General features: G+C 53.3%; 16 protein-coding genes. 9 read left to right on the top strand and 7 right to left on the bottom strand.

Annotation, left to right across the window (positions count from 1 at the left end):
- Nucleotides 1–124: 124 nt before the first annotated feature.
- Together NYE26_RS00200 and NYE26_RS00195 are read right to left on the bottom strand one after the other, a co-directional pair.
- Nucleotides 125–1,117, bottom strand: a complete 993-nt coding sequence (locus NYE26_RS00200) for a permease prefix domain 1-containing protein (RefSeq protein ID WP_339253097.1) — start codon at nucleotides 1,115–1,117, stop codon at nucleotides 125–127.
- Between the two features lie 5 nt (nucleotides 1,118–1,122).
- Entirely contained in the window at nucleotides 1,123–1,449 is a 327-nt protein-coding gene (locus NYE26_RS00195) for a PadR family transcriptional regulator (RefSeq protein ID WP_036723569.1), read from the bottom strand.
- Between the two features lie 229 nt (nucleotides 1,450–1,678).
- Between NYE26_RS00195 and NYE26_RS00190 the strand changes: the two genes are divergently transcribed.
- Nucleotides 1,679–2,200: a TetR/AcrR family transcriptional regulator gene (locus NYE26_RS00190; protein WP_036723570.1), complete on the top strand. Its 522-nt coding sequence runs from the start codon at nucleotides 1,679–1,681 to the stop codon at nucleotides 2,198–2,200.
- Between the two features lie 118 nt (nucleotides 2,201–2,318).
- Nucleotides 2,319–3,161, top strand: a complete 843-nt coding sequence (locus NYE26_RS00185) for a hypothetical protein (RefSeq protein ID WP_339257695.1) — start codon at nucleotides 2,319–2,321, stop codon at nucleotides 3,159–3,161.
- Nucleotides 3,162–3,304: 143 nt separating this feature from the next.
- On the opposite strand, the gene pulA is transcribed toward NYE26_RS00185, so the two are convergent.
- From pulA to NYE26_RS00170, 3 genes are all read right to left on the bottom strand, one after another.
- Nucleotides 3,305–5,260 (bottom strand): type I pullulanase, encoded by a 1,956-nt coding sequence (pulA, locus tag NYE26_RS00180; protein ID WP_339253096.1) that lies wholly within the window; start codon nucleotides 5,258–5,260, stop codon nucleotides 3,305–3,307.
- 669 nt (nucleotides 5,261–5,929) lie between these two features.
- Nucleotides 5,930–6,556 carry a C39 family peptidase gene (locus NYE26_RS00175; RefSeq protein WP_339253095.1) on the bottom strand — a complete coding sequence of 209 codons (627 nt, stop codon included), beginning with the start codon at nucleotides 6,554–6,556 and terminating at the stop codon, nucleotides 5,930–5,932.
- A complete protein-coding gene (locus NYE26_RS00170; RefSeq protein WP_339253093.1) occupies nucleotides 6,553–10,026 on the bottom strand; it encodes a PAS domain S-box protein in 3,474 nt (1,157 codons plus the stop codon). Before NYE26_RS00170 ends, NYE26_RS00175 begins: the two co-directional genes overlap by 4 nt.
- Nucleotides 10,027–10,330: 304 nt before the next feature.
- Between NYE26_RS00170 and NYE26_RS00165 the strand changes: the two genes are divergently transcribed.
- From NYE26_RS00165 to NYE26_RS00155, 3 genes are all read left to right on the top strand, one after another.
- Complete coding sequence (locus NYE26_RS00165) at nucleotides 10,331–11,155, top strand: hypothetical protein (protein WP_339253091.1); 825 nt, start codon at nucleotides 10,331–10,333, stop codon at nucleotides 11,153–11,155.
- A gap of 104 nt (nucleotides 11,156–11,259) precedes the next feature.
- The gene (locus NYE26_RS00160; RefSeq protein WP_339253089.1) at nucleotides 11,260–12,366 is read left to right on the top strand and encodes a glycosyltransferase family 4 protein; all 1,107 of its coding nucleotides are present in this window, start codon (nucleotides 11,260–11,262) and stop codon (nucleotides 12,364–12,366) included.
- A 284-nt stretch (nucleotides 12,367–12,650) separates the two neighbouring features.
- Entirely contained in the window at nucleotides 12,651–12,977 is a 327-nt protein-coding gene (locus tag NYE26_RS00155; protein ID WP_036723574.1) for a P-II family nitrogen regulator, read from the top strand.
- A 231-nt stretch (nucleotides 12,978–13,208) separates the two neighbouring features.
- Here NYE26_RS00155 and NYE26_RS00150 read toward each other — a convergent pair whose 3' ends face one another.
- Complete coding sequence (locus NYE26_RS00150; protein WP_339253087.1) at nucleotides 13,209–14,450, bottom strand: DUF445 domain-containing protein; 1,242 nt, start codon at nucleotides 14,448–14,450, stop codon at nucleotides 13,209–13,211.
- 396 nt (nucleotides 14,451–14,846) lie between these two features.
- Here NYE26_RS00150 and NYE26_RS00145 point away from each other — a divergent pair, with 396 nt between their 5' ends.
- The 3 genes from NYE26_RS00145 to NYE26_RS00135 all read left to right on the top strand — a co-directional run bounded on the left by NYE26_RS00145 (nucleotide 14,847) and on the right by NYE26_RS00135 (nucleotide 18,906).
- Nucleotides 14,847–15,722: a Cof-type HAD-IIB family hydrolase gene (locus NYE26_RS00145; protein ID WP_339253085.1), complete on the top strand. Its 876-nt coding sequence runs from the start codon at nucleotides 14,847–14,849 to the stop codon at nucleotides 15,720–15,722.
- Nucleotides 15,723–15,996: 274 nt separating this feature from the next.
- Nucleotides 15,997–16,467 (top strand): Imm30 family immunity protein, encoded by a 471-nt coding sequence (locus NYE26_RS00140; RefSeq protein WP_036723578.1) that lies wholly within the window; start codon nucleotides 15,997–15,999, stop codon nucleotides 16,465–16,467.
- 93 nt (nucleotides 16,468–16,560) lie between these two features.
- Complete coding sequence (locus NYE26_RS00135; protein ID WP_339253083.1) at nucleotides 16,561–18,906, top strand: UvrD-helicase domain-containing protein; 2,346 nt, start codon at nucleotides 16,561–16,563, stop codon at nucleotides 18,904–18,906.
- Between the two features lie 88 nt (nucleotides 18,907–18,994).
- Here the strand turns inward: NYE26_RS00135 and NYE26_RS00130 are convergent, their stop codons facing one another.
- Nucleotides 18,995–20,323 carry a 6-phospho-beta-glucosidase gene (locus NYE26_RS00130; protein ID WP_339253081.1) on the bottom strand — a complete coding sequence of 443 codons (1,329 nt, stop codon included), beginning with the start codon at nucleotides 20,321–20,323 and terminating at the stop codon, nucleotides 18,995–18,997.
- A gap of 273 nt (nucleotides 20,324–20,596) precedes the next feature.
- Between NYE26_RS00130 and NYE26_RS00125 the strand changes: the two genes are divergently transcribed.
- Nucleotides 20,597–21,313, top strand: a complete 717-nt coding sequence (locus NYE26_RS00125) for a GntR family transcriptional regulator (RefSeq protein WP_036723582.1) — start codon at nucleotides 20,597–20,599, stop codon at nucleotides 21,311–21,313.
- Nucleotides 21,314–21,333: the final 20 nt, after the last annotated feature.

Raw genomic sequence — 21,333 nt, 5'->3', positions numbered from 1 at the left:
AGGCTCTTGCACGGTTATAATAAGGGGAATAAATGCCTTCATATTATCATCTATCCGCAGGGAGGGAACATGAGCAATGTCACCTTTTTTATTAACGTTGTGTGGCAAATAATGTACAGCAGACTCAGGCAGCATCTTTTTTCTTGAACATATTGTAGACCGAGCTGAACACCCCGAACAGAATGCCCGTTAACGGGAAGACGATCCAGTTGATCTCCCACTGGTCGAACACGAAACCGCTGACCAGAAAAACACAGGTAACCAGCGGCCAGATAATAGCGGCAACCGCACCGACAATCCGGTCCTCCTCCTTCTTCTCCTCCTGCTTCTCCTCACTGAAATCGCCGGTCTTCAGCAGTCTCTGATAAGCCCCCCGGATATTCCCGTAATACACGAAGAGGAAAACGGCTACAGCCACTATAATCAATAGAACGGCTACCCCGTAGGAACTGTATTCATCTCCAAACGCGGAAGATACAAAGATGGCAATCGGCGACAATACGCATAAACAAACACCCATGATAAGCGACAGCGTATAGGTGGCGGCAAAAGCGGACTGTCTCTGCTCAATATACGCCTCCAGCGGATACGGCAGACTGAAACCCGACTCCATGTATTTGTATTTCTCCATCTTCGTACCGCTGTAGATAAATAATGCGATAGCCGGACCGAGCAGCAGTAACAGGGGGATCAGCCCGATCATGCTCATAGCATCTTCAGAGAATACATTTCCCATGAACCCGTTCTCCCCCAGACCTGAGATCAGGATAAGCAGAGCAGCACCCAGCATAATTAGCCCAACGCCCCAACCTACGAGCAAGCCGGATCTTTTTTTGGCAGCGATAAATCCCTCTACAGCAAGCTCATCCAGCATGGGCAGCCCTAGTCCTTCCTCCTTACGAACCTCTCCAAGCCCCAGCTCACTGACCAGTTCATCAATGTTGCCGAATTCGGAAATGACGATGCCCACCGCCTCGTTCTCCGACTTCCCTTCATGCTTCAGTTCATAGTATTTCTCCTCCATGTTGCCAAGCAGCTCCTGCTTCAGCATCGCCATCTGTTCCGTTCTGGGCAGAGATGCGAACATATTGTTCAAGTATCCAATGATGGTTTCCAAGTTCCTCACAGCTCCTTTATGAATTTGTTGATAACTTCCTGCGTGATCTGCCATTCCTCGCATTTGGCCCGGTAGTAGGCAAGACCCTGCGGAGTGATGCGGTAGTAGGTGCGTCTTTTGCCAAACGTCTCATCCAGGTAAAAGGAATCAATATAACCGTTCTTCTCCAGCCGGGTGAATGCCGAATAGAGAGTGGTTTCCTTCATAATGTATTTCTCTTCCGATAGCTTCCGTATGTTCTTGGAAATCTCATAGCCGTAAGACTCCCCGTCCAGAAGCATGTAGAGGATCATCGTGTCGTTGTATCCCCTAATCACATCACTGCTGATCAATTGCCTGCCTCCTATACTTCATCTGTCGTAGTAATTAAATTCAGTGTAGCACAATTACTACGACAGATGAAGTAGTGTTTATGATGAATGGAGAATTTTTTTTTAAAGCGGGTTTATGGGCGTTAACCGTGCATCGAGCTGTTAGCAAGAACAGCAGGATTGACAGACAAATGTTTCTTTTATATGATTCATTTATCGCTCGATAAATAAACGATTGGAAATGATCACAATGGCAGCAAAGGAAGATAAGAAGCAAAAAATTATGGAAAGTGCCTTGACCTTATTTGCAGAATATGACTACTACAGGACAACCACTGCTATGGTAGCTAAAGCCGCGGGAGTTACGCAGCCCTACATCTTTCATTTTTTTGACAACAAAGAAGACTTATATATAGCTGTGTTAAAACGTGCATATGATCGGATTCATAACACTTTTATGGAAGTCGAGGCACCTGCTGATCAGCTGGTTGGCGCGATGGGCGCCAGTTTTTTCAAATTAATGGAGACACACCGTTCCGAAGTACTGATGGTCATGCAGGCTTACACCATATCTGAAGCGGGGATTAAACAACATTCTGCTAAGCTCTATACGACTATTTTTGACGAAGTGACTGCCAAATTCCAGAAAGCCGGGGTACCTGATTCGGAAGGAAATGCAATCCGTTTTATGAGCATAGGGCTGCTAGTCACGTTATCCGAGGTACTTGATCTGTCAGAAATAAAACAATCCATACTGATGACTAAAGAATGAAGAATGAAGTAAATGCAAGCAGCAAACGGATAGATCTTATCTGTTACTGCTTGCAATTATTTTAATGAGTATTTATTAATCAATAAATAAATAAAGGAGTGAGCTAATCTTGCATACTATGTTCAACGAGTTGATGACATCTGCCGTATCTATTTTTAAGCGTGAAAAAGGGCTCGTTGTGCTTGGAATAGCTGGGTTCATTATTGCGGGATGTGCTGCTATCTATATGTTCTTTCAAGGAGCAGTTGTTCTACCGGAGGGTAATATAGAAAATGTATTCTCGTTTGCAGCAGCCTTAGGAATTTTTCTGTTATCCATTGCTGCGGCCTTGCCCTTTGCAGGCTTTACCGCTCGCATGAGAAAAGTCATTCGCCGGCTTTTTATTGCTGCCGCTTCATACAGCTATGTAATTGAAACCCTGCAGAATTTCCGGGGCTTCAATCCCCGTTTCTCTAAAGCCGGCGGCCTAGTGGATACCCTTGGGGGAGCTTTATTTGGCGTCGTATCTCTTTCTTTTGTCATCGGGGGTATCCTGCTGGCTGTCCAATTTCTGAAAATGAAGGCTCCCTTATCGCGCCCTGTACTAATCAACGGTATCCGTTATGCCTTGCTGGCGGTATTTATAGCTAATCTGGCCGGACTGATCATGATGAGCTTACAAGGACGTTTTATCGGAGCTGGAGGCAATTATATTGTACTACATGGAATTGGCCTCCATTCGCTCCAAACCCTGCTGTTACCCGCCTGGCTGCTGGAACATTCGAGTCTAGGGTCCGGCAAACAGCGTCTACTCCTGCATACAGGTTGTATAGCTTGGCTGATTGCCATTTTGGTAATAGCGGTTCAGACCAGTCTTGGCCGTTCTATGTTTGAGATTAGCTTGTTCCCGATACTTGCCCTCCTCTGTTTACTGGTTTGGCTGCTCACTGTCATTTCGGCTCTAATGTTTAACAAAAGGTGAGTGTTTGGGCTTAATACAGCCCCCGACCCCAGCACATTGTATTCGGTTTTTCGCCTACACTAAGCATATTTCCGCCACAGCAAAAAGCAGACTGCCCCGGCAGCCTGCTTTTGTGCGATACCTACAATCCCGGTACCTATGATTTAGTTCACAGCAAGTACGATCATTCCTATTCCTGCAGTGGTTAAAGCACCGCTCTCCAGCCGTCCAATATGCGCTTCGCCGAATACAATGTCCCATTCGCCCAGTTCGGGCAGCATCAGGGTTGCACCTTCGGGATTGGCATTGTACAGAACGTACAGATACTCCGCCGAATCTCCTCCGGCATGATCGCGGAGCGTGAAGGCCACCGCATGCGCCGGTGCCTCTTCGAACACCAGATGGTCGCGGATTTCCTCTGCGGTACGCAGCCGGAAGGCGGGATGAGCGGCGCGCAGCGCGATCAGCTGCTTCATGTATGCTACAGATCCGGCATGTTCCGCGCAGCGTTCCCAGTCCAGCCAGTTCACTTCCACTGGCGATTTATAGCTGTTCTCCACACCGTCCTTGGTCCGCAGGAACTCCTGACCGGCATGAATGAAAGGTATCCCCTGACTCGTCAGCACCATAGCCGAGGCCAGATGGTGCATAGCGCGGCGCTGCCCGTCTTCCACTCCTGCCGTAGACAAGACCAGCTTATCCCACAGTGTATGATTGTCGTGGCACTCCACGAAGTTCACACACTGCTGCGGCTCCTGGGCGTATTGCCCGAGGCCGGGCCCGTAGTAGATCGCTCCGGCAATGCCTGCCTTCACATTGCGTTCGAAGCCGAACCCACCGTTGATGAAGCCCTTCTGGTCATGCAGGAATATATTACCCTTCACTGCATCGCGGAAGCCGTCATTGAAGTGGCCAATGCCCGGCATCTGATTGGCCTGGCACTGGTTGGCCCGAAGGTCCTCGGCCAGCTCCGTGTCCATCACCCAGCCTTCGCCTATCGTTATAATCGAAGGGTCCAGATCATCCAGACGACGGCGGATCTCGTTCATAGTCCCTACATCATGAAGACCCATCAGATCGAAGCGGAAGCCGTCGATATGGTATTCCCTGGCCCAGTACAGCACGGACTCAACGATGAAGCGGGACATCATCCTCCGCTCGGAAGCAGTATCATTCCCGCAGCCTGAGCCGTTCGACAACCGCCCGTCCTGCTTATACCGCAGATAATAGCCGGGAACCAGCTTGGTGAAGTTCACCCGGAAGCCGTCATAGACATGGTTGTAGACCACATCCATAATGACACGCAGGCCGCGGTCATGCAGCGCCTGAATCATTGTCTTCAGCTCCCGGATGCGCAGGCCCGGAACATACGGATCTGATGCATAAGAGCCTTCAGGAGCATTGTAATTCTTGGGGTCATATCCCCAATTATAATGCGGCTCCTCCAGGCGGGTCTCATCTACGCTCTCTGTCGCATAATCATAGATAGGCAGCAGCTGCACATGGGTAACACCCAGACTGGCAATGTGATCAAGACCGGTGGCAATGCCCTCAGGACCCCGGGTTCCGGCTTCTGCAAGGCCGAGGTATTGCCCTGTATGCTTAATCCCGCTGGCAGGATGAACCGATAAGTCACGCAGGTGAAGCTCATAGATCACCGCATCCACCGGGTCCTCCAGCGGCGGCTTATCCTGCGTCCAGCGCGCGGGATCGGTCTTGCGCAGATCCAGTATAGCCCCTCTGTCCCCGTTCACGCCGATCGCGCGGGCGTACGGGTCCACCGCTTCATTCCATAGCTCCCCGATACGCACCCTGTAGGTGTAGAACATCCCATCCAGATCGCCCGGAACGCTGAGTCTCCAGGTTCCCCGGACGTCTCGCACCATGGGTATCTGCCGCTGCGCAGGATCCTTCCAGGATGGATACAGCACCAGCTCCGCTTCCTGGGCCGTCGGGGCCCACAGACAGAACGCGGAGCCGGACGCCGAATAGGTTAGGCCAAGATCCTCTCCGTCATAGCTGAACAGCTCATCGAAATTCCGGTCGAAGACGGAGATTCCGCTGGTAGCCGCCGGGTCCCCGTAATCAATCGGTTCCTTCATTTCCTTCTGTACTGACAAGGGATACCGCCTCCTTTACCCTTAACTAAATATACGGCAGGGTTCCTGGGATTTATACAATTCCTCTTTTCTCTATTTGAAATTTTATCCTAACCGCCAACTTTGTGCAAACGTTTGAATCACACTCTGTAAGTGGAAACGGCTTTTCCGTCCTTTTAAAGGACGGTAACGTTTCAGCGAGAAATAGAAGGTTAAGTTATCCTGTGCAACATATAAATTCTATATTTCAAAAAGTCCGGGACACAGGAAATATCCTGCCCCGGCCCGGCTATGATCTTGAAGCAGACTGTAGCTCATCAGATTTAAATGCATGAGAAATTATTTTAACTAATTGCTTGTTGAGGCTTTACTGGGCCAAAATTAGGTTGCAAGGGGTAGGCTTAATTGTAATTTGTACAACTAAATCGCCCTATGTGCCGCTTAATCAACGTTTAGTTGTATTTCCTGCAATTAAAATCCCTCTATACCTGGATTTTCGCCCATTCGGGCAAATTTAGTTGTACAGACTACAATTAGAAGAGGGATTCTACCCGTTTCAGTGTTTTTAGTTGCATAGAATACATTTATCTCTGATATGGTTCGCTACGAACTGAATGCCTGCCTCTTTACTCCAAGGAGTTCTTTACTTGCTAAAGGTGGCTTCCTTCCAGAATAGGAGTTGCCCGTCTGTCACGGCACATCCGGCGATTCCGGCAGGTTGAGCGACACCATCGTAAGTATTCTTTTATTCGCGGAATAGGAGATCTGCCGTTCTCTGCCCGGCGTATAACCGCCGCCAGGATGTTGCACCCCGTTGTCATGGACAATCAGCTTACAGGAGCCGTCCTCCTCAGCCTCATAACCGATTCCCAGCACCCAATGATAGTCATACGCATATCTTCCGCGCCAGCGGAAGCTGAACCACTTGTCGAATTTGAGCGCGACCGGACGCCCGGCATCAATCTCGGCCCGGTAGCGCCCGATATCATTGAACACGGATATCTTAATCAGGTCGGAGCGGTGACTTAAAGGCGGCAGGGCTGCGCCGATGTACGCCCGGAGGCCTCTGACAAAGCTGCGTGCGCTCATGCCCCAGGGCGTCCCGCCATGATGGGTGTAGATGTAATTGATATGCGCGGCCATGGAATCAAAATGACGGATACCCGGAATAAACGTCCGGCCCATTTGCGAATGCCAATATTCCAGGAGGGCCGCCATGGTCGCCGGCCCGCAGGCTGAGGAAGGCGAGGCTACGCCTGTCTCCCACTGTGTATACGCCTTCGCCTTCAACCGCTCACCAGAAAGCCTCCGGCTCATAGGGATACCCTATGGCTGCAACGCTCCAGCACCCGGTCAATATCGGCAGCCAGGAACGGCTTGCTGACAAAGTCATCCATGCCAGCCGCATAGCAGCGCTCCCGGTCCTCTTTTCTGGCATACGCTGTCACAGCTGCAATATACGGCTGATGCGGGGCAGGCGCCTGCTCGCGGATTCTGGCCGTTGCCGTAAGCCCGCTCATCCCCGGCATCTGTACATCCATGAATACCAGATCATACTGCTCACGGAGCACTGCCTGCACCGCCGCTTCGCCATGATCGACCAGATCGGCGGCATAGCCTCTTTTGTCCAGCATAGTCACCAGCAGCTTCTGATTCACCGGATGATCCTCCGCCACCAAGATACGTAGAGGCCCGAATTCAGCAGCGGATTCGCCTTCTTCCGGGATGCTACTATGTTCAGAGACCGGCGCCGGATCAGAGACAATCACCGTATCCTCCCAGCCGCCTTCCGGCTCCAGCTCCATATCTACAGGCAGGATGAAATAGAAATTCGATCCTTCCCCGACTACGCTATCCACAGTGATGGCACCGCCCATCAGCTCCACCAGCTTTTTGCAGATGGCCAGCCCCAGTCCGGTTCCCCCATACTTGCGGTTAATGGACGGGTGCAGCTGCGAGAAGGACTGGAACAACAACGGCTGCTTCTCAGAAGGGATTCCTATCCCTGTATCGGCCACGCTGAATTTGAGCGTCAGCTTCTTGCGCTCCCTGCTATATTCTCTGCTGAGCAGAATGGAGACCTGTCCCGTCTCGGTGAATTTCACGGCATTGCTGACGAGATTCACCAGCACCTGGCGCAGCCGGGCCGCATCTCCCATGATCAGCTCCGGCACATCCGCAGCCATGCGGCAGGACAGCTCAATATTCTTTTCACGGGCCTTCGGCATGAACAGCTCCGTGATATTGTCGAGTAATTCCACCAGACTTACCGGCTCGTGGGTAAGCGTCATTTTACCAGCTTCGATTTTGCTGAAATCCAGAATTTCATTAAGAATATATAGCAGGGATGCACTGCTCTCGCTGATAATCTGGGCATACCCCCGCTGTTCTTCCGTCAATTCCGTCTCACTTAGCAGATCGGTCATGCCCATAATTCCGTTCATCGGTGTACGCAGCTCATGGCTCATGATGGCGAGAAATTCCGATTTGGCCTGGTCCGCCTTCTCCGCCAGCTCCTTGGCTCTGATAATCTCCTTCTCCCCGGTAGTGTCACGGAAGACAACAACCGCTCCCTTGCGCTCACCCTTGTCGAACAGTGGGGTTACCTGGTACTCAGCCAGGAAGCTGGAGCCGTCTTTGCGCCACAGTACCGCATCCAGGCTCTGATGAGCTTCTCCTGCCCGGACTGCCCGCATCAGCGGAGACTCCTCCGGCCGGTAATGGTTGCCGTCAAGCGCGGTCTGCTGGATGGGGTCCAGGTAAGGATGCCCGGTAATCTCATCACATTCGAAGCCCAGCATATGCGCCCCCGCAGGATTAATAAAGGTGACCCGTCCCTCGTTGTCCAGACCAAATATTCCTTCGGACACGGCATTGAGAATCAGGGTATAATCATTGCTCAGCTTCTCAATCTGCTCCGTGTACCTGATATGATCCGTAATGTCGCGGGAGATCCCATATACCCCAACCACCTGATGATCCACAACTATTGGAATATTAATTGTATTGATCTCCACCGGATGCCCGTCTTTGTGGATCAGCGTCAGATCATAGCTCTGCGGCTCCCCTTGGCTGGCCAGGGTGAAATGATGCAGCGTCTTCTGGATATCCTTCTCAGCCACCAGCGGTCCAAAATAATTCCCCAGCAGCTCCTCCAGCGAGTAGCCGCTCAGCTTCTCCAGATTGGCATTCGCCGTCAGATAATCCCCCTGCAGATTCATGGAATATACCGCTGCAGGATTATACTCGAACAGGGATTTGTAGCGTTGCTCACTCTCCTGCAGCTTCGATTCGAATTGCTTGCGTTCAGTAATGTCACGGCCTACGGCAATAATCTCTGTCTTCTGGCCTTGCGCGTCAAAAATATACCGGCTGTTCGTTTCAAACCAGACATAGGTACCGTTCTTGTGGCGGTAGCGGTAGGAGGCCGGCGGAATCAATCCCGAATCCACGCTCTCCGCCATCTGATTCAGAATCATCTCCAGATCATCAGGATGCAGGTAATCGTAGGCACTGGTGCCGATCATCTCCTCAGGCTCATAACCGAGCAGCGAACGGCTGGCCGGTGAGCAATACAGGAAGATACTGTCCTTAATCGCATGGCGCGAGATCAGGTCGAGGGAGTTCTCCGACATCAGCCGGAAATTCCGTTCACTCTCCCGCAGCTGCTCCTCCATATGCATACGCTCCGTAATATCCTGCATCATGCCGAACAGCTGGGCTGGCTGGCCCTCCGGTCCCAGGATGACATCCCACTGGACATGCACCATCAGGACCTCCCCATCCGGCAAAATCATCCGGTAAGCCGTATTCCCCGGCTCCCCTAGTCCCATAGCCCGTTCTACGGCCTCCTGTAGAATCCGGACATCTTCCGGATGGACCAGTGCCAGGAAGGCCTCCTGATTCACTTGGCCTGTCTCCACACTATATTGCAGAATACGCCGCAGTTCGTCGGAGAACGTGATTCTGCCCTTCACCAGATCCCAGCCCCATGAGCCTATTCGCGCCACCCGCTGCGCGGACGCAAGGGCCTCCTCGCTGTGCTTGCGCCGGGTGACGTTACGGCCAATCCCCATAATCCGTGTGATTTCACCCTTATCGCCGCGGACCACATGGAAGGATGTCTCGAACCATAGATAATGGCCCTCCTTATGGCGCAGGCGGCGACTGGAGATATTGTTCTTCAGCAGGCTGCCGGAGCTGTTGATTGCTTCAACATCCTCCAGGTGATAGAATTCGGCGCGGTTCCTGCCGACAATCTCCTCAGGATGGTATCCGATCTGGGAATAGGAGGACGGCGATATGAAGGTTATCGTCCCGTCGGGCAGGGAGAAGGAGATCATGCTCTGATCGTCTTTTATGAATAAATTGTACAGATCGCGGCTGTCTACGGTCAGCTGGTCAGCAATTTTGCGGTCTGTTACATCCTGTGCATATACAATAACGGTCCGGCCGGAAGGCTCCTCTTGGGCCGGAATGAAGGTCAGGGCGAGCCAGAACGGCTGCCCGTCAATGCCGGAGAACCGCTGCTCCACCTGAAGAGGCTGTCCCTGCCGCTGTGCAAGCTCTGTCCCGATTTGCTGAATAGAGAATTCTTCCTGCAGGTCCCGGCCGGCCCCCGATAGAGTCCCTGAGAGAAATTCAGGCTCAGTGCAGCCCAGCATATTGCAAAAAGCAGGATTAATCTTCATCCATCTGCCTCCTTCCGGAGACAATACAGCCATTCCCACCGGAGATAACTGGAAGGCTTGATCGAGAATGCTGTTATTCCTAGCCAGGTTATCCATCACCTAAGGCCTCCTTCATCTTGGGGCTGGCTCTTCTGCTGACCCTCTGTTGTGCTTCACTTCACTTGACGTTCTTCCTTCACAGTATACGATAAGACCGTCACGGAATGAAATGAAGGTCCTCCCCTTGGTTCGCATAAGTTAAAATTGATAATATTGACAAAATTAAGATAATATATCTATAATAAAAAAAACTATCTTCGTGACTCATTACGCCGGAAGCACCCGTAATAGAGGCCTGTTGGCCTTTACTGCGGGTGCTTTCTTTGTGTTCCGGGACATGAAGACAAGCGGAGGAATGTTAATGAACAATCTGTATAAGCCAAGTTGTCTGCTGCTGTCCCTCTTGATTGCCCTAGCCCTAAGCTTCCCGGCCGGTCCAGCTTCGGCAGCGGCGACGGTGATTACCTCATCGGTTCAGGCTTCCTTTGACCTGACTGCTGCTAAGGCGGACAGCACTGCCCGTGCCCGGATGAAGAGCCAGTTCACAGAGCTGACCACCCTGTCTGCCGGGTATGACAGCCGGGAGGTGCAGATCAGGACGCTCCATGATCAGAATACAGAGGCGTTGAATGCAGTCCGGGAGTCCATCAAGAATATGGACCAGGCCTCCATCACCAAGCTGAGCGCTGCCGTCAGCAGTGCCAAGCAGCGTTATCAGCCGCTGTTCGATCAATACAGCGCGCTGAACAAGCGGATCTCCCTGCTCAAGGGACTGAAGGACAAGACGCTGAACTCCGTCCTGAAGGCCCAGTCGGAAGCCATGAAGCTGCTGGTCCAGATTGCCCGCCAGGAGATCCGCGACAAGGAAGCGCTGCTCAAGGCCGCCAAGGATACCCGTACCCGCCGGATGGCCGCTGCCCGTAAGACCCTGGCGGGCATTGACAGACCGCAAAGCTTAATCAAATCACAGAAAAGCGCAGTCTCTGCCCTAAACAAGCGGCTAACGGCAGATTGGAGTGACTTCAAAGCGGCTATCCGCAAGCAGAATCCGGCTCTGGCCGGACAATCCTTATCTTCTATGGTCGCCGGGTACAAGCAGATCACGGCGGGGAAGCTGAAGATCCTGGAGTATGAGCAGACGATTGCCGGAGTCATTGCAGCTACTCTTAGACAGACAGGCAGCTAGACCGCAGATGGCCGCTCCCTGCTTGCTCCTGTGTCTTCTGCACGCCTGAACGCATATGTTAGGTTAAGAACCCTAACTACTATGCAGCGGGAGGAGCAGCCACAATGCACATCTGCATGATTGCACCGGAGCAGTTCACGGTTCCCGGGGACGGCTCTGTGGAGATTTGCATCTGGAATATCGCGCGCAGGCTGGCCAAGAGACACAAGGTAACCATTGTGAGCCGCAGAGCCGCCGGGCTTCCTGACACGGATGAGCTCGAACAGGTTCAGTTCATCCGGCTGCCCTCAGGCACCCCTTCCCGGTACCGCAGCTCCGTTCTTACATTCCTGGAAGCCTCAGAGCCGTTCGATCTTATTCAGATCGACAACCGGCCGCGGCTGGCGGCGGCTGTGAAGCGGCAGTACCCCGTCACTCCGGTGATGATATTCCTTCACTCTCTCACATTCGTGCCGCAGGAGCCCGGCATCGCCCGTTGCCTGGCCCTGGCCGATGCCGTCACGGCCAACAGCAGCTCCCTGGAGCAGCGGCTTATCCGGAGGTTCCCCCGCATCCGCAGCAAGCTTCGCGTGGTTCCTCTGGGAGCAGACCTGTCGCGCTTCACTCCTGCATCTGCGCAGGAGAAGGCGCGCCTGCGCACGCTGCATGGCCTTGGCCCCGGCTTCACGGTCCTGTTCGTAGGCCGGGTCATTCCGCGCAAGGGAGTGCCTGTGCTGCTCCGGGCCATGCACCGCCTGAATCGGCATATGCCCGCACGGCTGCTGATCGCAGGCAAGGGGAAGCCGCCGTATCTCCGGCAGCTGAGAGCCCTTGCCCGGCGGCTGGGCGTACAGGTGTCATTTCTTGGCAATATTCCCCATGAGGATATCCACAGTATGTATCAGGCTGCCGACTGCTTCATCTGCCCCTCCCAGCAGCATGAAGCCTTCGGGCTGGTGAATGTGGAGGCGATGGCCTCGGGGCTGCCGGTGATCGCCTCCAGCAACGGTGGAATCCGGGAGATTATCGATTCGGGCCGTAACGGCTATCTGGTTAAGCAGTACAGGAACCCTGCTGCTTTTGCCAGCCGTATGCTGCAGATCGGCCGCAATCCGGACCTTGCCGCAAGGATCGGACTGCAGGGAAGAAGCGATGCGCTGCAGATGTATGAGTGGCAGCATACCGCAGAGCTGCTGGAGAACATTTATCTGAAGCTGGTTCCTTCACGTTAACCAGAGGAAGCATCCTTCTAGAAGGCTCCTCCGGTTAAATAAGGGGCACAACACTTTACCTTGAAATACTTTCCTGGCGGACGGACAGCGCCGAACTGTAAGTCCAGTCAGGATACGACAATGTGTAATACGGATTTTGTGATCCTTCTCGCAGGATGCAGCCGGAGTTAATAATATACTACACGTGTAAGCGTTGCCATTAAACAAATGCACTATACAGTAAGCCACCAAGATATTGGCAACCCCCTACAACCTATTATTCGCTGTAGAAAGGGTGCATCGTTATGTTAATGATCAAAGCTATCGTAAGACCTGAGAAAGCGGATGAAGTGATGGCCGAATTGCTGCTGGCCGGCTTCCCCTCCATCAGCAAGATGGATCTGCTCGGGCGCGGCAAGCAAAAGGGCATTCAGGTCGGAACCAACCATTACAATCAAATCTCCAAGAAGCTGCTGATGATCGTCATTCAGGATGAAGACAAGGATGACGTCATCAGCATTATTATGCGTACGGCCAGATCCGGTGAGCATGGCTCCTTCGGCGACGGCAAAATCTTTGTCCTGCCTGTACAGGAGGTCTTCACCATCAGCAACGGCAAGAACCAGCTATAGAGAAAGAAAATCTTAGCCCTGCTATATTGACGCATACAAGTGGAAACGGCTTTGCCGTCCTTTTACAGGACGGTACCGTTTCGGCGTGAAATAGAAGGATAATGTATAGCGTGAAACCTATACATTCTTATATTTCCATGAAAGAGGCAGCAAAGCATCCCCCCGCTCTCCGTCTTCACGGACGACCGGGGACTGCCTTGCTGCCTTTATGAATTCCTGGTCTTGCGATGATCAGATCAGCTGGATCACGGTAAGTCCCAGCCCGACCACAAAGCCGCAGACGGCACCGTTGACACGAATCCACTGCAGATCCTTGCCGACCTTCTCCTCCAGCATATTCACCAGAGCGGCATCGTCCATCTGATCGAGGTTCTCCTTGACCAGTTGCCCGATCCGGTAATGATTAGCTTCCACGAAGGAGATCAGTGTACCGCGAATCCGGTCCTCTGATGTCTGAATCCATTCCTTCTCCTGGCTAACCCGCCGGACCAGCGCGGCATACAGCGAGAACAGCCTGCGCCCGCCCCGGCCCCGGTCCTCTTCCAGCAGCGTAACCGCCTTGCCGCGCAGCCCTTGCAGCTGCTGTAGTACAAATGCGGCAGCGGCTTCCCCTTGAAGCTCATTCAGCGCCCAATTCTTCAGTGAGGCAATCCGTTCTTCATCGCTCAGCAGCTGGAACAGAGCCACCCGGATCTCCCGGATGACCTCCTCCCGGTAAGGGCTGTCCTCTTCCTTAAAGTCACGGATCGTAGACTGTACCATACCCTGGAGCATTTCCCCTAGCATATCAGCATCCACGAACCCGACGAAGGCCTGGAAGGCCATTCCCTTCAGTCCGCCAAGCTTAACCTCGGCCAGCTTCTCACTGGCGATCTTGCCCAGCATGGCCCGCGTCTCCGGGCGTCCGCTCCAGGCGGAGATCCCCTCCAGCGCAAAATCAAGGGCTGCAATATCCTTGCCCTCATTCATCAGGCTGGTGGCAATAGTGTCTGCGGCGACTCCGAGCTTAGCTTCACGCAGATAGCTTGCTGCTGCCGATTGAATATACGGAACAGCCTGCTCTACCGGAAGCCGCAGCACGAAGCCCTTCAGCTGCTCCAGCACTTCCTGCCGCGCTTTCTTTCTGGAGAAGAACCGGGTCAGTACGCCAGCTACAAGCGAGACTATATTGAATGTGCGCAGCTTATTCTCAATGCTCTCCTTGTTCAACAGCTCATTCTCCATTGCAGAGATCAGGGACTGGATCAGCTTATCCCGGTTCTTCAGCAGCAGCGAGGTATGCGGAATTCTAAGGCCCAGCGGGTGACGAAACAGCGCCGTCACAGCAAACCAGTCGGCGATTCCTCCGACCAGACCTGCCTCGAAGCCGCCTCTCAGCAGAATAACTGCCAGATTCTCCGGCAGAAACAAGGTGAACAGAAAGCCGCAGGCCATAATAGCCAGAGAGATCGTAGCTAAATTTCTGGATTTCATCAGTATCTTTTCCCCCTTACATAGCGACCCCATGCCGCTTGCATCCCGGTCATCGTCCCTTGCACATGCAGAAGACGAACCAGGCTGTCAGGTTACAGGTCTGCCTTACATTGTACCACGGGAGCACTCTTTTCTGAAAATCCGTCATGCTGCATGCAGCAGCGAAGCTGTTCTGTAATACTATAGATGAACACTTTAATTTTAAATTTCCGAGTAAATAATGATAAAATATAAGTGGAAACGGCTTTGCCGTCCTTTTAAGGGACGGTACCGTTTCAGCGAGAAATAGAAGGATAATTTATCGTGTGAAACATATAATTTCTTATATTTCAGACAAAGCCTGCGCGCCCTTGAAGGGGAAATTACAATAAATAGATAGAACAGGAGATCAATCACATGCTTATTGCACTGGATATGGACGGAACACTGCTCAATGCGGAGGGTGAAATCAGCAACGAGAACAAAGAGGCTATTCTTCAAGCACAGCGCCTGGGGCATATCGTGATTATCGCTACGGGCCGTTCCTACATGGATGCTGAACGGCAGCTGCGGCTGGCTGATCTGGAGTGCCCTGTGGTGAGTCTTAACGGTGCTGTGATCACGCTGGCTGACCGGACGGTGGCGGCAAGCACTCCGCTGAATAAAGAGGATATTATCCCCGCACTGCGCTGGATGAATGAAATCCCTGAATTGTATTACGAGGTATACACTGAGGATAACGTATATGTAGAGCTCGACAAGCGGGTACAACTGGAGAAGCTGGCTACTCATAAAGATACTGAGGTTCCCGAGGAATTAGCTTGGCTGCTTCAGGCGATGGTAGACCAGCAGTTCCAGCAGGCAGCGGTAACCTACGTGGAGAAGATGGAGGACGTCTGGAGCAAGGAAGAGAATCTGATCTATAAGACCCTGGTCTTCTCGCTGAACCGTGAGCTGCTGAAGGAAGCCTCTGTGCGGTTCGCTGCCATTCCCGGGCTGATTATTACCGCATCGCATGTCAACAATATCGAGATCAACCATAAGGAAGCGAATAAGGGCACCGGTGTTAGCATGCTCGCAGCCCATTACGGGATTCCTGCGGAGCAAGTGGCGGTGATGGGCGACAGCTACAATGATCTGCCTATGTTCGAGATGGCGGGGTACAAGATTGCCATGGAGAATGCCGCCCCCGTGCTGAAGCAGACCGCCGACTTCATTACGTTGAGCCATACGGAGAACGGTGTTGCGGCGGGACTGCGGCATCTTCTGAACAGCAAAACAGCCTTCAAATGAAGGCTGTTTCCGCTAGCGGCGGTCGGTTCCCGAGCGCCGAAAGCATAATAATGAGATGGCGCCCAGGTTGACTGCCAAATATAGAATGAGCGTCAACCGTTCGGCATTGGTTAATTCCATAAGCACCGGAATAAACATGATATCCCTCCATACCTCACTTCTATTTGTCTATCTGTTATAATCAGCTAGTCCTTTGTTCAATATATTAGTATTATCTGTCAAAAAGTGGACTTTATGATAAATGGCGTTATTTTCTGCTGGGAGGAATTACTCTATGAACCACCTATACCCCGGGATTGCCCGGTTATATGAGAACCGGCTGCTGCGCACCGAGCTGGAATGCGAGCAGTTCGATCAGGCACTGGAGGGTCTGGCCGGTGATACAGAGGATGCCGTCATTCACCAGATCTTCAAAGTATTCGACGATGATACGGAGCAGGAAGAGGTGATGTTCAGCCTTGTTCATTTTGTGGAGAGTGTCCAGATGGAGATGTATCTGACCCAGCTGCTGGAGTCGCTGCCGGAGATGCTGGAGCACGCCCGCAACTGGGCGATTGTGCTGAATCAAAGAATTCTCCAGGACGACCGCTACCGCAAGGATTACGCCGAGATCGCCGTCCGTATGCCGCCAAGAATCCGGCAGTGCCTGGCCTTCCTGCTGGAGGAGATCAAGGAGGACCAGCCCCGGCTGTACGAGCGCAAGGTGAATTCTTTTCTGGCCAAGCTGAATGCATCCGGGAGATAGCCTCGTGCAGAATAGAGTGCGGAATGATATAGTGTATACTGGCCAAAACCGCATGACTGATTACGCATTCAGAAACAAACGAAGGTGAACATAATGAACAAGCTCTTATTTCATAATATCCCGCTGGGAGCCAGCGGTGAGAATATCCCCCAGGCGAAGGTAGCCTCAGCCCGGACAAGCCGGGAGACGGTACAGCCGGGGGACAGCGATGCCGCTTATTTCAGGCGGCTGGAGGCAGGCGGCATTCTGCTTAATCCGCCGCAGGTCTCGGCGGTACGCCATCATCTCGGGCCGCTGCTGACACTGGCTGGAGCCGGCTCCGGCAAAACCTCGGTGCTGATCTGCAGAGCCGGGTATTTGCTGTCTGTGCGCGGCATCGCCCCCGGACGCCTGCTGCTGCTGACCTTCTCCAGCAAGGCAGCTGCAGAGATGCGCGAGCGGATCGCCCTGCTGCCCGGGGTGAACGAGGGGGATGCTGCTCGCCTGCAGGCGCGTACGTTCCACTCGTTCTTTCTTTATTTCCTGCGGCGGCAGGGACTGCGGCAGGATATTTTCAGCGAGACCCGCCGCCAGCATATTCTGCTGAAGCAGATTATGCGCGAGCTGGGACTGCCGAAGGATGCCTATCCTCCTGAGAATCTGCTCAGTCTGCTCTCCGCCTGGAAGATGAATATGGGCTTGCCCGTACAGCTGCCGGAGACTACCGAGGCAGAGAAGGAGATGAAGGCTATCCTGGCTCAGTATGAGCAGTGGAAGACCGATCATTTCAAAATCGACTTCGACGATGTGCTGCTGCTCGCCTACCAGATGCTCCGCGAACAGCCTGCGCTGCTGAGGGAGCTACAGCAGCAGTATCAATATGTGATGGTCGATGAGTTCCAGGATACGAATGCGCTGCAATATGAGCTGGTGAAGATGGTGGCTGCTCCGCAGGATAATCTGATGGTGGTCGGCGACGATGACCAGACAATCTATTCCTTCAACGGAGCCCGCAGCGAGTTCATCCTGGAGTTCGAGAAGCTGTATCCGCAGGCCAAGGTGATCACACTGGATATCAACTACCGGTCCGGTCCGGCGATCATCGGGCTGGGCAACGGCATTATCCGCCATAATTCGCGGCGCCGCGCCAAGACGCTTCAGGCCGCCCGCAGCAGCGGCCTGCCGCCCCGTTACCTGCGTCCGCAGACAGCAGATGACGAGGCTGTGCAGATTGTGGAGCATATTGAGCGTGAGACTCAGAGCGGGACCCGGGAATTCCGTGATTTTGCCCTGTTATACCGCGCGACAAGCAGTAACCGGGCGGTCCTGGAGCTGCTGCTGCTGCACGATATTCCTTATATAGATTATGGGGAAGGCCAGCTGCTCTATGAGCATTGGCTGATCTCTCCGGTGCTGGATCACCTGCGCCTGTCGGTGAACCGCCGCGACTTCGCTGCCATGGAGAATATTCTGCCGACACTCTACATGAACCGGGATAAGGGAATGGAGCATATCCGGCGCATGGAGGCGGTACAGGCGAAGCAGGGCCCGTTGATTCATCTGCTCTCCATGCCGGGCATGGAGGATTTCAAGGGCGTCAAGCTGCGCGAACGGCTGGACCTGATCCGCGGCCTGCGCGATCTGACGCCCGTGCAGGCGATCCGCCAGATCCGCACTGTATTCTATGATTATTTCATCGAAGGCAGCGAGCGCCATCAGGCTACGCTGCACCGGGAGACGCTGAAGGAAATGCTGGATGAGCTGGAGTCCTCGGCGGAGCGCTTCGCTACAATTCCGCTGTTCCTCGAATTCATCGACAACGTAACGGAGCGTAACGAGCAGAACCGGCAGCCGGGGCTGAAGGAGCAAGGCAACCGGGTGGCGCTGATGACCATCCACAAATCCAAGGGACTGGAGTTCCCCGTAGTCTTCCTGATCGGAGCATCAGAGGGAATTCTGCCGCATAGCTCCGCTCTGGAGGAGGACCGTGCGAAGGACCGCAAGCCAGCGAAGGCCTCGGTCAAGGTGATCAGCGCGGCTGCTGCAAAAGCCGCAGCCGAAGCGGGCATTGCCGCATTGGAGGAGGAGCGCCGGCTCGCCTATGTGGCCGTTACCCGGGCCAGGGAGGAGCTGTTCATCAGCTCGCCTGCAAGGCATCGGGGCAAGAAAGCGGAGGTCTCGCGCTTCATGCTCGCGGCCTTCCGTTCGGCGGCCCGCCCACTGGCACCGGCTCCAGCCGCCGGAGCCAGCAGCCCGGGCAGAACGCATGTAACCCGCAGCGGCACACACGGTTCAGCCGCAGTGAGAACACATACTGTTCCGGTCTGGCAGTGCACCGGCAAAGCCTGTCCGGGCTGGACCCGCAAGAAGGCGGGCGGCGCAGAGGATCACCTGACCTCGAAGCCGTGTCCGCTCTGCAGCTCCCCGATGGAACCAAGCACCCGGGAGGTCCCGGTATAACAGGACGCACGGCTGCCATGCATAACATCAGCCCCTTTCAGCAGCTAATCGGCGCTGCAGAAAGGGGCTGATGCCGTTATTCCCGGGTTTATCTTGCCCGCACCTGGAATTGGGGCAGGTACTCGGCATTCTGCTCCAGAATGTCGGCCAGTACTTCCTTGGCGATCCGCTCGTCGCCCACCAGCGGATGGATCGTCAGGGCCTGCAGTGCAGAGGCATAATCTCCTCTTACTGCAGCATCTATGGTCAACTCCTCGTAAGCCTTCACTACCTGCAGCAGACCTCGGATCTGCGGGGGAAGGGGCTGGCTTGGTGCAAGCGCATGCGGCCCATCGGATTTGATGACACAGTTGATCTCAATGGAGACATCACCCGGAAGATCCGGAATAACCCCCTGATTACGCACATTGACGGTCTGAATATCGCCGGTATCATTATAGATAGACTTCATCAATTGAACCGCCGCTTCCGAATAGTAGGCACCGCCGCGTTTCTCCAATTGAGCCGGCTTACTGTTCACTTCAGGCTGCTTATAGATCTCGAACAGCTCGGCTTCTACTTCCTTCACATCATCGGCACGTGTCTTGCCGCTCTCCTGATAATGCTCAGAGATCTCCCGGTACATCTCTTCCTTCATATAGTAGTAACGGTGATACGGGCAGGGAAGTGCACCTACGGACTGAATGAACTCCGAATCCCACTCCAGATCGGGGATGTTGGCCATCGAAGGCCCCTTGGCTCCCGACAGCTTATTGAGAAAGTCCTCCGTCATGTCCTCCCCTTCAATCAGCACCCGGGTCGTCCAGTTGAGGTGATTGATCCCGACAATCTCAATGAACATTTCCGATTGCGGAACCCCGTACAGCTCAGCGATCTGCATCTTCGTGCTTATCGGAAGATTGCATAGCCCCACAGACTTGACCCGGGAATGCTTCGAGACGGCTTCCGTAATGATACCGGCCGGGTTGGTGAAGTTAATCATGAACGCACCCGGAGCCAGCTCCTCGATATCCCGGCAAATGTCCAGAATGACCGGAATGGTGCGAAGCGCCTTGGCGAACCCGCCCGCGCCCGTCGTCTCCTGGCCGATTAAATGGTGGGCCAGCGGGATCTTCTCATCTCTGGAGCGTGCATCCAGCATGCCGACACGGATCTGCGTAGCGACAAAATCCGCACCGCGAATCGCTTCGCGCCGGTCCAGTGTCGTATACAGCCTGATAGGCTTGCCGCTTGCATCAATCATACGCTGCGCCAGCTCCCCTATGATTCTCAGCTTGTCCGCCCCTGCCTCGATATCTGCCAGATACAGCTCAGCAACCGGAAATTCATCATGATACCGGATCAGCCCTTCAACAAGCTCCGGCGTATAGGAGGAACCTCCTCCGATGACTGCGATTTTCAAGTGTTTCTTCTTCATTTGTGATTTCCTCCGTCTCTCTTGAAATGCTCTATTATTGCCCCGGTTAGATGTTTATAATAACAATTCTATTTATTGTTCCTACAAATACATGTCCTTTTTTAACCTTTTTTCTCCTCATTGGATTTTCTAATCGCTCAAATGATTTGTGAATCTCTATACCCGGCAAAGGGTGCACACATTATGGATTCAAAATCCCGTCATTTCCATATGGTTTCTCCTGCTCTTTTTCCGTGATATAATATAACAAATTGGCATCGGAGGAAACTTGTAATGACAAAGAGAACAAATAATACATTATATTTCAATATTAAAGAACAACTGCTCAAACAGATCCAATCCGGCTTCTATGCTGTCGGAGAGAAGCTTCCCACCGAAGCCGCGTTATGCGAGATGTTCTCCGCCAGCCGGACTACCATCCGCCTCGCGCTCAGCGAACTGGAGGTTCAGGATATTCTTGAGCGGCACCAGGGTAAGGGCACCTTTGTCAAACGTAAGGAGCTCCAGCTTAACCAGAAACGAAGCTTCACTGAAGATGTGCTGATGAGCGGCAAAGAGCCGACCAGTACAATTATTGAAGCCAAAGTGACACCTGCGGAAATCCCGCTCAATGAATTCCTCAATATTCCGTTGAAAGCACCGGTAAACCAGCTATTGCGGCTCCGCTATGCCGATAATGAACCACTCTTGTATGAGACTACTTATATTGCCTGGGATCTCGCCCCGGGGCTCATTAATGAATATAAGGATGGATCGCTCTTCTCCTTCCTTGAGTCAGAGTATAACCTGAAGGCCCACCGCTCTGTGGAGCAGCTGAAGCCTGTACTCGCGGACAAAACAGCCAGCAGGCTGCTTGGTGTCAAAGAAGGCTCCCCCTGCCTGCAAGTGAGAACTTTTACGTATTTGGCCGACGGTTCCCCTCTGGAATACAGCTTCGGCGTATTCCGGGGTGATTTCCCCAGCTATACTATCGAGAGACAGTTTGGATGAAGGAAGGCCGGGCGACCGTC

This window comes from Paenibacillus sp. FSL P2-0136, assembly GCF_037975325.1.
Taxonomy (GTDB): Bacteria; Bacillota; Bacilli; order Paenibacillales; family Paenibacillaceae; genus Paenibacillus_AQ; species Paenibacillus_AQ silagei.
The sequence above is the reverse complement of the archived record's forward strand: the minus strand, read 5'-3'. Positions and strand labels throughout refer to the sequence as shown.